Source organism: Verrucomicrobium sp. 3C, assembly GCF_000379365.1.
Taxonomy (GTDB): Bacteria; Verrucomicrobiota; Verrucomicrobiia; order Methylacidiphilales; family Methylacidiphilaceae; genus Methylacidimicrobium.
This window is the reverse complement of sequence record NZ_KB901875.1, coordinates 253,124-265,120: the sequence shown is the minus strand read 5'-3', so window position 1 is coordinate 265,120 and position 11,997 is coordinate 253,124. Positions and strand designations below refer to the sequence as shown.

11 protein-coding genes, 1 tRNA gene and 3 pseudogenes are annotated in these 11,997 nt (G+C 61.5%); 11 read left to right on the top strand and 4 right to left on the bottom strand.

Annotated elements, in window-relative coordinates; translation table 11 throughout:
• From A37A_RS21685 to A37A_RS0101625, 7 genes and pseudogenes are all read left to right on the top strand, one after another.
• A partial coding sequence (locus tag A37A_RS21685) for a zinc ribbon domain-containing protein (protein ID WP_155996581.1) occupies positions 1–175 on the top strand: 175 nt, incomplete at its 5' end.
• Between the two features lie 119 nt (positions 176–294).
• Entirely contained in the window at positions 295–1,080 is a 786-nt protein-coding gene (locus A37A_RS15120) for an ROK family protein (protein ID WP_020493857.1), read from the top strand.
• Between the two features lie 10 nt (positions 1,081–1,090).
• The gene (locus tag A37A_RS0101645) at positions 1,091–3,826 is read left to right on the top strand and encodes a hypothetical protein (protein ID WP_018289805.1); all 2,736 of its coding nucleotides are present in this window, start codon (positions 1,091–1,093) and stop codon (positions 3,824–3,826) included.
• A 108-nt stretch (positions 3,827–3,934) separates the two neighbouring features.
• Positions 3,935–4,201 (top strand): hypothetical protein, encoded by a 267-nt coding sequence (locus A37A_RS0101640; RefSeq protein WP_018289804.1) that lies wholly within the window; start codon positions 3,935–3,937, stop codon positions 4,199–4,201.
• Entirely contained in the window at positions 4,198–4,629 is a 432-nt protein-coding gene (locus A37A_RS0101635) for a TA system VapC family ribonuclease toxin (protein ID WP_018289803.1), read from the top strand. Before A37A_RS0101640 ends, A37A_RS0101635 begins: the two co-directional genes overlap by 4 nt.
• 367 nt (positions 4,630–4,996) lie before the next feature.
• Positions 4,997–5,559, top strand: a pseudogene (locus A37A_RS15115) (IS607 family transposase).
• Between the two features lie 54 nt (positions 5,560–5,613).
• Complete coding sequence (locus tag A37A_RS0101625; protein WP_026195584.1) at positions 5,614–7,146, top strand: IS200/IS605 family element transposase accessory protein TnpB; 1,533 nt, start codon at positions 5,614–5,616, stop codon at positions 7,144–7,146.
• 90 nt (positions 7,147–7,236) lie between these two features.
• Here the strand turns inward: A37A_RS0101625 and A37A_RS0101620 are convergent.
• Positions 7,237–7,309 (bottom strand) — tRNA-Gly (locus A37A_RS0101620).
• A gap of 208 nt (positions 7,310–7,517) precedes the next feature.
• On the opposite strand from A37A_RS0101620, the gene A37A_RS0101615 reads away from it, so the two are divergent.
• Positions 7,518–8,549 (top strand): methyltransferase, encoded by a 1,032-nt coding sequence (locus tag A37A_RS0101615; RefSeq protein WP_020493856.1) that lies wholly within the window; start codon positions 7,518–7,520, stop codon positions 8,547–8,549.
• Between the two features lie 9 nt (positions 8,550–8,558).
• Positions 8,559–9,233 (top strand): TetR/AcrR family transcriptional regulator, encoded by a 675-nt coding sequence (locus A37A_RS0101610; protein WP_018289800.1) that lies wholly within the window; start codon positions 8,559–8,561, stop codon positions 9,231–9,233.
• Here the strand turns inward: A37A_RS0101610 and A37A_RS0101605 are convergent.
• Genes A37A_RS0101605 through A37A_RS0101595 form a run of 3 tightly spaced genes read right to left on the bottom strand, consistent with a single transcriptional unit; the run spans position 9,230 to position 11,248 of the window.
• Entirely contained in the window at positions 9,230–9,997 is a 768-nt protein-coding gene (locus A37A_RS0101605; RefSeq protein ID WP_018289799.1) for a hypothetical protein, read from the bottom strand. The genes A37A_RS0101610 and A37A_RS0101605 overlap by 4 nt on opposite strands.
• On the bottom strand, positions 9,994–10,620 hold the full coding sequence (locus A37A_RS0101600) for a hydrogenase maturation protease (protein WP_081616155.1): 627 nt from the start codon (positions 10,618–10,620) through the stop codon (positions 9,994–9,996). The genes A37A_RS0101605 and A37A_RS0101600 overlap by 4 nt, the downstream gene beginning before the upstream one ends.
• Positions 10,520–11,248, bottom strand: coding sequence for a cytochrome b/b6 domain-containing protein (locus A37A_RS0101595; RefSeq protein ID WP_018289797.1), 729 nt, complete (start codon positions 11,246–11,248; stop codon positions 10,520–10,522). Before A37A_RS0101595 ends, A37A_RS0101600 begins: the two co-directional genes overlap by 101 nt.
• 113 nt (positions 11,249–11,361) lie before the next feature.
• Here A37A_RS0101595 and tnpA point away from each other — a divergent pair.
• Both tnpA and A37A_RS20420 read left to right on the top strand, forming a co-directional pair.
• Positions 11,362–11,748: pseudogene (gene tnpA / locus A37A_RS0101590) on the top strand (IS200/IS605 family transposase); the annotation flags it as partial.
• A gap of 3 nt (positions 11,749–11,751) precedes the next feature.
• Positions 11,752–11,997: pseudogene (locus A37A_RS20420) on the top strand (RNA-guided endonuclease TnpB family protein); the annotation flags it as partial.

Sequence of the window (11,997 nt, the reverse complement as noted above, 5' to 3'; positions counted from 1 at the left end):
ACGCACGAAGCATCGTTTCGTGTGTCATCACTGTGGTCTCCGGGCGCACAGCGACTTGAACGCGAGTCGGAATCTTGCCCGGATTGGCGGAACGATGGTTCCGCCAAGGGCGGCCGTAAGCACGCCTAATGTTGGAGGTGCGGATGTTGGCAACCATGTCTGCGCTTCACGATAAAGCCTGCGACTTCAGTCGCGGGTTGTTTACCTGTTTGCGACATAATTCCTTTCGGAGCTCTTGTTCTCGATCATTAACCAGGTAGAATGGGCTTGAACGGGAGGAAATCCGGCTTGGTCATGGCGAAGAACAAGGGAAAGCCGCAGCACAATTCGACGGACGGGAAGCCCGCGAAGGCCGGGGAGAAGACGCTGGTTCTCGATGTCGGCGGTCATCATGTCAAGGTCTACGCTTCGGGTCATCCTGAGCCACGGGAGATTGCGACCGGCCCCAAGTTCACCCCGCAAATGCTGGTCCGCGAGGTGGGCCAGCTCGTCTCGGATTGGTCCTATTCTCGCGTGGCGATCGGTTATCCGGGTCCGGTTCGCGAGGGGCACCCGTCCGAGGAGCCTTTGCATCTCGGACGCGGATGGACCTCCTTTGATTTTGCGAAGGGCTTCGGAGTCCCGGTCCGGATCGTCAACGATGCGGCCATGCAGGCCTTGGGAAGCTATCGGGGGGGAGACATGCTCTTCCTGGGCCTAGGCACTGGCTTGGGATCGGCCTTGATCGTCGAAGGAGTGCTCCAGCCGCTTCAACTCGAAGCGGTTCCTTATCGGAAAGGGAGGACGGTCGAGGCCTACGTGGGGGAAGCGGGCTTGGAACGCCTCGGACACGGAAAATGGCGCAGCCATGTCCGCCGCGTGGTGACCTTGCTGCGCTACATCGTGCAGGCCGACTATGTGATCCTTGGGGGAGGGAACACCAAGTTGCTCAAGAAGCTCCCTCTGGACTGCTTCCTTGGAGAGAATGCGCTTGCGTTCCCAGGCGGCCTTCGTCTCTGGGAGGGAGTTCCCAGGGAACTGTGCGGGAAGAGGATTAAGCCGCAAGAGGGCAACAGCCAAGCCCAGGCCGCTGCACAATGATTGCGCATCGATGACGCAGGAAGAGCAGCGGCTGCGGGAAGCGGCCGAGGGATCCGCTCCCTGGCGGCTGTGGGGCCCCTATCTGAGCGATCGTCAGTGGGGCACGGTCCGGGAGGACTATAGCCCGGATGGGGATGCCTGGTCCTTCTTTCCCCACGATCACGCTCGCTCTCGAGCCTACCGTTGGGGGGAGGACGGCCTGGGCGGAATCTGCGACGAGGGTTGTCGGCTCTGTTTCGCTCTCGCTCTTTGGAATGGCGTTGATCCCATCCTCAAGGAGCGGCTCTTCGGCTTGAGCAACACCGAGGGCAACCATGGGGAGGATGTCAAGGAGTACTACTTCCCGCTGGAGAGCACGCCGACCCACAGTTACCTCAAGTTCCTCTACAAGTACCCGCAGAACGCATTCCCCTACGAGGATCTCCTCGAGGAAAACGGCCGCCGGAAGGCCGATCTTCATCTTCCGGAATACGAACTGGCCGACACGGGCATCTTTGACGATGGAGCCTATTTCGACGTCTGGGTCGAGTACGCGAAGGAGGGGCCGACCGACATCGCCATTCGGATTCGGGTGACCAACCGGGCTGCCTCCTCGGCAGTTCTCCATCTTCTCCCCACGCTCTGGTTCCGCAACACCTGGTCCTGGAATCCGGGAACGCCGAAGCCGATCCTTCGTCTGGGTGCTTCTTCCAATCCTTCCTTCTCCTGGATCGAGGCGGAGCATCCCGAGCTCGATGCGATGAGGCTCTACCACTCTCCCGGCCGAGAGGTCCTGTTCGTCGAAAATGAGACCAATCGAAGCCGGTTCGGCTGGGGAGAGAACACGACCCCCTATCCGAAGGATGGAATCCACGATTACGTGATTCACGGAAGCGCGACGGTCAACCCCCTCCGGGTCGGAACCAAGGCGTCGGTCCACTACCCGTTGACCCTGGGGCCGGAGGAGAGTTGTACGATCGTGCTTCGCCTCTCGAACCGATCGTTTCGCACCGGAGAGTGGCAGCGGGATGCCGACGCGATCTTCGCTCGTGCCATCCGCAGTGCCGAAGAATTTTACGGACGAATCCGCGTACCCGGGCAGTCGGACGAACTCTTTCTCATCGAACGGCAGGCTTTCGCGGGGCTACTCTGGAACAAGCAGTTCTACCACTATGTGGTCTCCCAATGGCTCGATGGAGACCGAGCGTTTCCCCCTCCTCCCTCCTCTCGGTACCGGCAGGCAAACGCACGCTGGCGCCATTTCTACGCCCATGAGGTCATTACGATGCCGGACAAGTGGGAGTTTCCCTGGTTTGCGAGCTGGGATCTCTGCTTTCAGGCCGTGGTCTTCGCGATGATCGATCCGGGATATGCCAAGAAGCAACTCCTTCTCTTGGCCAGCGAGTGGTATATGCACCCGGACGGCCAGATCCCCGCCTGCGAATGGTCTTTTTCGGAGGTCAACCCACCCCTGCATGCGTGGGCCGCTTGGCGGATCTACGAGATCGAACGGAAGAACACCGGGAAGGGGGACCGCGATTTTCTCGTTCGTGTCTTTCATCGCTGCCTCCTCTTTTTCACCTGGTGGCTCAATCGGAAGGATGCGGATGGCAACGATCTCTTCCAGGGCGGGTTCCTCGGCCTCGATAACATCGGCCTCTTCGACCGGAGCGCCGTGCCGCCGGGCTCGACTATGTACCAAGTCGACGCTTCGAGCTGGATGGGGCTTTTCACCATCAACATGATGGAGATCGCGATCGAGCTTGCCCGCGAGGATCCTGCCTTCCTGGGCATCGCCACCGAGTTTTTCCTCCACTTCGGCAACATCGCCGAGGCGCTCAACCATGTCCGTTCTCTGCCGGAGGCGCTCCGCGAGCGGCTCTGGGATCCGGAGGACCACTTCTACTACGATGTGCTCCGGCTCTCTTCCGGCGCCTGTCTGCCCCTCAAGGCCCGCTCCCTTCAGGGGATCATGCCGATCTTCGCTGTCGGGTCGGTACCGAAGAGCCTCTTCCAATCCCATGACGGCCGCGTTCGGGAGCGGATCCGCTGGTTTTTACGCAAGCATCCCGAGCTCCAGAAGGAAATCGTCCCCCTGCACGCGACGACTCCCCGGGAAGGCAAGGAAGTCGAGCCAGGGCGACGGGAAGCAGCCGATGAAATTCTTCTCTCGCTCGTAAGCAAGGAACGGCTCCGCGCCCTGCTGAGGGTCATGCTCGACGAGCGCGAGTTCCTCAGCCCCTTCGGGATCCGCTCGGTGTCGAAATTCCATGAGGATCATCCCCTCGAGCTGCAAATCGACGGGAAGCTCTATCGGTTGGACTATGCGCCGGGAGCCTCCCCTCTCCACCGGTTCGGGGGCAACTCGAACTGGCGGGGACCCGTCTGGTTCCCCATCAACTTCCTCTTGATCGAGTCACTCCAGAAATACCACCACTCCTTCGGGGAGGAGTTTCGGGTCGAATGCCCGACGGGCTCCGGCCGGTTCCTGAACCTTTGGGAGGTCTCCCAGGAGATCAGCCGAAGATTGGCCTCGATTTTTATGCGGGACGGGAACGGCAGGCGTCCGGTCTTCGGCAACTGGCCGATCTTCCAGGAGGATCCCGCATGGCGCGACTGCCTGCTCTTCTTCGAATACTTCCACGGCGATACCGGAGCGGGCCTGGGCGCTTCCCATCAGACCGGATGGACCGCACTGGTCGCCAAGCTCATCCACCAGCTCAGCGAGTATCCGGAGAAGGCTCCTCCTTTCCCCCGACTGCCGTAGCTGGCTTCTGCCGTTTCAAACGGAAACGATGGAGAGTGTCTCGAAGACATTATTGAATGGTAGAGGCCACAGCTTGACCGACCGAACGGAAGACATCAAGATGCCTATATGCGAACAACACTGCGCATCAATGATGTCATTCTGCGCGAACTGCGAGAGCGAGCGAAAAGGTCCGGCTTACCCTTTCGCCAGGTCGTCGAGGAGACACTTGCGTTAGGGATGGTGCGGCAGTCGGCGCGGAGGAAAGAAGGCAGGGCCTTCCATGTTCAGCCGCATCCCTTGGGGCTCAAGGCGGGCTTCCGCGGGCTTAGTCTCAATCAACTCTACGATCAACTGGAAGCGGAGGAGACGCTGCCGCGATCGCCCTCCCGATGATTATTCCCGACGCCAATCTGCTGATCTACGCTTACGATCAAACCTCGGAGTTGCATGGAGCCGCCCGCCGCTGGTGGGAAGCAACGCTGAGCGGAGAGGAACGAGTCGGGATTCCCTGGATTGTCGTTCTCGCCTTCGTTCGGTTGACCACTCACCCCATGCTGAACCAGAATCCGATGTCTGTTCGCCAAGCCCGCGAGGCGGTCGAATCGTGGTTGTCCCTGGACCATGTCGCTTTGCTTGCGCCGGGGACGATCACCTTTTCCTGCTTTTTCGATTTACTCGAGGAGGCAGGAACGGGAGGTAATCTGACTGCCGATGCCATGATTGCGGCATTGGCATTGGAGCATGGCGGCCGCATCCATTCGAACGACCGCGATTTTTCCCGATTCCGGAAGATTGTCTGGCAGAACCCATTAGATTTGTAGTGCGAAGCGTGCGCGTTCCGTCCGAGCGATCCCCTGAACGGATCCCTGTCCGCCCAGGGCGATCCAGATGCGCCATGCTTCCGTGCGAACCACTGTAAAATCGGTACGCGATCATCCAGAGCTTGTATGCCTCACAAAGTTCGTATCGGATGCGCGATGGATGGATCTGGATGCAAGGCGGGGCGTAGATCTGCCTCTTGTGCTGTATGACGACATGCTGCGAGGAGGGCCAAAAACCCGAGGCCCAACGAAGCAGTCGGGTCCATTTCGCTAGCCGCAGGAGAGCGCTTGTGAGCGATGCAGGCTAGGGTTGTCACAATCTAAATAATATATGGACACATAGGGAGTTTAAGGGTAGTACGTCCGAGTGAAGTTGAGTGTTTGGGCCAAGCGGCAGGGCGTTTGCTACAAGACGGCTTGGCGGATGTGGAAGGAGGGGCGTTTGCCCGTCCCGGCCGAGCAGTTGCCGACCGGAACGCTGATCGTGTATGCGGAGTCCTCACAACCCAATGGGGTCGCCCTCTACGCGCGGGTATCCAGCGCCGATCAAAAAGCGGATCTGGACCGGCAATTGGCGCGGGTTTTCCGAGTTCGCTCTCAAGCAAACGGTTGCCGATCTTCAAGGTCGTCAAGGAGGTCGGCTTCGGACTGAAGAGCCATCGGAAAGGCATGATCGGGCTGCTCCGTGATCCGAAGGTCGGCGTCATCCTGGTCGAGCATCCCGACCGGCTGATGCGCTTCGGATTCGAGTACCTGGAAGCGGCACTGGCCGCGCAGAGCCGATCGGTCCTGGTGGTGGATCCGGACGAGAGGGCCGACGATATCGTGCGCGACCTGCACGAAGTTATCGTTTCCCTGTGTGCAAGGCCTTACGGGAAGCGATCCGCGCAGAACAGCGCCAAGAAGGCGCTGGAAGCGATCCATGAGTAAGCTCCCTGTTTTCACCCACCAGACCCGGTTGAGGTTGACGCCTGAGCAGGCTTCGTGTCTCGATGCCTATGCGGCGCTCCACGGGCTGGCGTTCCCCGGAACGAGCTCAAGCGGTCGTTCCTACGCCGCTTCGGCCTCACCGCCCGGCAGTTCAACGCCATCCGGGTCGAGCTCGAAGGCAAGATCGCCTCGAGCCAGGAGAGGCGGCCCGAGTTGATTGAGGAGACCAAAGGGCGGCTCAAGAGAGCGGAAGAGGCGATCGGCCGGCTTGAGGAGAAGAAGCCGGGCTCAAGCCTGCTGCACCAGAAAAGGCGGCGGCTTGCCATCCTACGGACGAAGCTCGAGACGCTCCTTGCCGATCAGGAGTCCGGCCAGGTCCGGCTCTGCTTCGGTTCCCGCCGCCTCTTCCGCAAGCAGTTTGCCCTGGAAGAGAACGGCTATGCGGACCATGCCGGTTGGAAGAAGGATTGGCAGGCGGAGCGGAGCAGCCAGTTCTTCGTGCTCGGGTCGAAGGACGTGACGGCGGGTAACCAGTCCTGCCAAGCAGTAGCCGAACCGGACGGCAGCCTCCGGCTGCGGTTGCGGCTGCCGGACGGATTGGCCGGACCGAGCAAACACCTGGTGCTGGAGGGCGTGCGCTTCGCCTACGGACAGGAAGCGATTCTCCAGGCCCTCTCCGCCAGCCGGATCGTGACCGGGACAACCAAGACGGGGAGGCTTGTCCGCAAGCGAGAGGGATCCGCGGTGAGCTACCGCTTCGTGCGGGACCGATCGGGGTGGCGGGTGTTCGCGAGCGTCGAGGCGCAACCTGTTTTCCCGGTGACACGCCGCCTTGCCGGCGCGGTCGGCATCGACATCAACGAGGATCATCTCGCCTTGGCCGAAACGGAGCGCTTCGGCAACCTGGTGAGGATCCGCCGGATCGGATTGAATCTGTACGGGAAAAGCGAGGAGCAGGCGAAAGCCGCAATCGGCGATGCATGCCAGGAGATCGTCCGGGCCTGCACCGAATCGGGCAAGCCGCTCGTGATCGAGCGATTAAATCTTCGCAAGAGGAGGGCTGAGCTTGAGGCGGTCGATTCCGTCCGGGCGCGAGCGCGCTCTTCCTTCGCCTACGCCAAGACGATCGCGATGCTGAAAGCGGCCTCTTTTCGTGCCGGAGTCGAGGAGATCGAAGTCGACCCGGCCTACACTTCCGTGATCGGCGCGGTCAACCACGCGCGCCGTCATGGCATCAGCTCTCACCAGGGCGCGGCCTATGCCGTCGCCCGGAGAGGATTGGGTCGATCCGAGCGCCCGTCCGTGCGGGAGGCCGTCGTGCCGACCCGCAATGGCGGTCATGTCACCTTCGCCCTACCCGCGAGGAATCGGACGAAGCATGTATGGTCGTTCTGGGCGGGCGTCCGGAAGAGACTCAAAGCGGCGCATGCAGCGCATGCCCGGTCGGGAGGCAATCGACTGTCTCCCGCGCCGCTGTCCCCGAAAGCGCGGGCATTGGGCGCTACCCGGACTTTGCCGGCGAAACCCCGGCACGCGAATCGTCGGCAGCACTGTTCGGCCGTCGTCGTGGACGATCTACCCTGGTAGGGAAATGGTTGTCTATGGTTTTAGGAACGGCCTGATCCTGCATGAGAATCGCCAGTTGACCGGAGAGACCGCATGGCGGCTCGGTCAGTGAGCGGGTGACGGGACTCGAACCCGCGACATCAACCTTGGCAAGGTTGCACTCTACCAACTGAGTTACACCCGCAAGACAGCCTCCTACTTTGGTGCGGTGGCCGAGCGGAGGCAAGACGAAAAAATCAAAGGTGTTCGGTCCGCGACGCAAGAGGAGTTTCTCGGAAACAGCGCCCGCCGCTTGACAGAAGGACGGGATATTCTATTTTATCAATCAGTTGATCAATAATTCCGGCGCCTCGGCCGAGCCGCGGCTCCGGCAACCCTTCAAGGAGAAATCAATGGATGTTCGGCCGTTCGCGCTCGATTTCGATCTTGCTCCGTTTCTGTTCTGTATCGACAGCGTCCGCGGTTCGCGGATCGTCCGGGCTGCGGTCGATCTCGGTGTCTTTTCCCAGCTCGCCAAGAAGGCTGGTACCGCGGAGGAGGTGGCGGCTGCGCTCGGCGTCAGCGTGCGGGGAGCCCGGGTGCTCCTGGACAGTCTGACGGCTCTCCAGCTTCTCGGGAAGGCGAAGGGCTCTTACCGGCTCCTGCCGATCGCCGAAGCGCTTCTGGTGCCGGAAAGCCCCGATTACTTGGGGGATCTAGTCCACGGCTCCATCCTGGACGAGGCATGGGACCATCTTGCCGAAGCGGTGAGGAAGGGTGGCCTCGCGGAGGCGGTGGAACCGGTGGAACACCAGAAGCGGGCCGAGGAGTTTTTCCCTCTGCTCATCCGCTTTCTCCACGTGGTTAATCGGGGACCGGCGATGGCGGCCGCTCGTGCGCTGGGAGCCGGTGTTGCGCATCGGGGATTGCGCGTCCTCGACCTGGCCTGCGGGTCGGGAGTCTGGAGCCTGGCCGTGGCGCACGCCGATCCGGAGACCCGGGTCACGGCGGTCGATTTTCCGGGGGTGCTCGCGCACACGCGGCGCTATGGGGAGCGCCACGGAATGGCCGATCGCTACGAATATCTGGCCGGCAATATCCAGGAGGTTCCCTTCCCTGAAGCCCGATACGATCTCGCGATCCTGGGCCACATCCTTCACAGCGAAGGGGAGGGGAAGTCGCGCAGGCTCCTCGGGCGGATCGCCAAGGCACTCCGGCCGGAAGGGCGGATCGCGATCCTCGAGTTTCTTCCCAACCGGGAGAGGACGGGGCCGCTCGACCCGGTGCTCTTCGGGTTGCGGATGTTCCTCAATACCGAGGAGGGAGGGATCTTTTCGGCCGAGGAGTATGCCGAGTGGCTGGCCGAGGTGGGATTCCCCAAGGTGCAACCTTTCGATATCGGCTACCACTCGCCGCTGCTCGTTGCCTCCCGCGGAAAGAAATAGGGGAGAGAAGTGAAGGCACGTACGACGGCGCAGGCGGGGAAGGAAAGGGGAAGACCGAAGAGGTCTCTCCGGACGACCGCCCTCGACCGAAGGGCGCAGCTCATCGAGGCCACGATGACGGTGCTGATCGAGCATGGCTTCGAAGGGTTGCGGACCCGCCGGGTCGCCGAGCAGGCGGGGGTGAACATTGCCACCCTCCACTACTATTTTTCCACAAAGGAGAAGCTGATCCATGGACTGGCGGACTACTTGGGGGAGCGCTTTCGGACGCTTCATGCGCCGGGGCCGCCTCGGGCGCGGAACCCGGGGCTGGCGCGGCTCCGGCAGGAGTTCGCGGATGCCGCCTTCTACTGGGAGAAGAACCGAAAGCTCTTGCTGGTCATGCAGGAGTTGATCCACCGCTCCCGCCGCTGCCCGGAGATCGACCGGGTGCTTCAATCGCTCCTGGCCGAGTGGCGGCGGGAGTTGGAAAGCTTGCTGCGTGACGGCAGGGAGGAGGGGATCTTTCGTCCGGAGGTTTCGCCCGCGGAGGGGGCGGCGCTCCTGACGACGGCGATGATGGGTCTTTTGGGATCGCCGGATCTTTTCGATATCGTCTTTCGGGCCCTCGAGCGGGCGCTCGTGAAGCCCGAAGTCTTAGAGCAAAACGAGGAGAAGAAAGATGGCGGTTCTGATCATTCTTAGCCTTCTGCTCGGCTTGGCCCTCTTTCTCCCGTCACGGGAGCGGCCGGAGGGGAGGCGGGATCGGAGTCCGCGGGTCGTGGCCCGGAAGCATTGAGCTCATCCGGCGAGGACGTGCTGGAAGCGGGTGCTTCCTCCTCGATCGCGAACTTCCGGGGAAGGCCGCGGAGCAAGCCCGCGTGGAGAATGGGATGGTCCGCAAGGTCTCCGGACAGTCGGAGGGTTTGCTTGTCCAGGAGTTCGCCGCAGCGTCCGGCGAACGCGCCCAAGGTTTGCCCCAGGGATTCGAAGAGCGAGAAGGGCAGAACCGCGTTGGGGACATCCGCCAGCTTGTAGCTCCAGAGGCTGCGGAGGGTCGGCCTCGTGTCAAGAAACCACTGCTCCTTCTCCTGGATCAGAGCGTAGTCGATCTGGAGGCCGGAAGAAACGGAGGCCGCGTCCCGAATATCGCCTTCTTCGACCTGGAGGGCGATGCAGCAGACCGAGAGAAAGAAGAAGAGGCTCTTCTCCTCGCCGCTCGGAAGGCCGCTGCCGATCGATTCGAGGGCCTCATAGATCTTTGGGAACCTTCTTCGGAAATTCGGCAGCAGGCGCGCGGCGTTTTCATCAAGGGCTCCGATCGCTTCTAGGATCTGCCTTCCGCCGGTGGGAAGAGGAGCAAAGCGGAGGAGGGGCACGCGCGGTGGGCGCGGAAACGAGGCGAAAAGTCCGCTCTCGGGATCGAACCGGTCGACTCGGAGCAGAAGAACGGCAGAGGAGGGGCTCATGGTCGCTCGTTTCTCGTCTTTGCCTCGAGGATCTCCGGAAGAGAGGTTCTGGCCTTGTTGCGCACCCGAATCCCAAGGTGGCGAATTTCCCGGAGGATGGCGGCCAGGTAACGGCGAAAGGGCTTTTGCAGGAGGGAGGAAAGGCCGAGCGCGGGTCCGCCAACCTCCGCGGGAACCATGCCGAGGAGGACCAGATTCGGGACGGGTCCAAGGAGGCTTGCGATTTTTAGCACATCGAGCAGGTCGACCTCGTGGGCCGTTCGGGCCGGGCCTTCCCTCTTCCAGAGCGCTTCGCCGGGGAAGCGGTAGATCGTTCCCGGCGAGTCAAGGCTGGCGACCGCATCGAGCTCGAGGAGCCGCGAATGGCGCTCGAATTCGGACACGAGGTCAAGGCCCAGGACGCCGCCGTCCAAGAAGCGGAGTTCCGGAGAAAAGGCATGGTTGGCCTCCAGAATCCAGGTTGCGAGCACGCCGAGCCCTTCATCCCGGAGGATCACGTTCCCTAAGCCGATGACGGCAAGATCACTGGGTGGCCGGTCCGGGTTGTCGGCGTGCGATCTTTTCCCCTCCGAAGGCGATCGCGATGTCGCCTTCGCGCCAGTAGACGGTTCGCCAGATCTCATAATAGACGTGGAAGGCGATCCAGGCGAGGAGCAGGTACATCGTGAAATGGTGCACCCAGCGGACGCCCATTCGGCCGCCGAAGGCGCAGTAAGTCCAATCGGTCGCCGTATGGATGAGCCAGGGCCACCAGCCGCCCACCGCGCTGAGGCCGCTTTCCAAGCTATAGACGTAGAGTTGGAGGCCGGTGAAGAGCTGGAAGAGGAGAAGGAGATGGAGGAGAGTGAACCAGGCGGCGTTGAAGGAGTCGAGCTCGGCTGAGTCGAAACGCTTCCTCCGGTTGAAGGTGAAGAAGTTTGCCAGCACCTCGAAGAATTCCCGTCGATGCTCCTTGGTCGGAAGGAGCTTGCGGACGGGGCGCTCGAATCGGCTCAGGAAATAGAGATAGAAGGAGACGAGGCAGAGAACGTCGACCGTGATCGCGGCGTAGAGGTGGATCGCCCGATTCCATCCCATGACGAACTTCCGGACCGCCGGCTCGGCGATCATGGCCTGGTAGTAGGGGCGGGCAATATAGATGCCGGTGACGACCGCCGCAAAAACCGCAACAAAGTTGGCCCAGTGGAAGATCCGCCAGCTTACGGGCATCCGGAGCACCCGAACGATCTTTCCGCTTGCTTCTCCTTTCATAGAGTTCCTGCAAGGAAACCTGCGATTTGAATCGCGGGAGGAATTGCGGTTGCGCGGAACGCAACACGTGATGTAGTCTTTTCGACACGCAACGCGTTGTCAACAATCGCAATTGTGTTTACCAAGCCGCATACCATGTGGTATGGTGCCCGAAGTATCGGATCGACGTGTTGACGGGACCGGTGGCCGAGGAAATGCGAGCGATGCTGGATTCGATTTGCGCGGAACGAGATTGGCCGATGATCTCCAAGGAGATTCAGCCGGACCACATCCATCTGTTTCTCAGCATGCCTCCCGCCATTGCCGTGGCCGACGCCGTCAAGGTGCTCAAGGGCGTTACGGCTCGCTTGCTGTTTCAACGGTTTCCAGCACTTAAGGAGCGGATGTGGGATGGACATCCCTGGTCTCCATCCTATTACGTCGGCACCGCCGGCAATGTCAGCGCGGAAACCATCCGTCGCTACATCGAACGATCCGAACACGTCACCAAGAGGCGATAGGCCATGATGCGCACGGCGTCGATCAAGTTGGACGCGTCGGCAGAGCAGGAAGGGGCGCTTGCCGCGCTGCAATCCGCCTTTGCGAACGCCTGCCAGCGACTTTCCGCCGTCGTTCGCGAGCATCGGGTCTGGAATCGGGTGGCATTGCATCAACGCGCTTATTCGGAGATGCGCTCCTCGACTCCGCTGGGCAGCCAGATGTGCTGCAATGCCATCTTTTCGGTCTGCAAGGCGTACAAGGCACTCAAG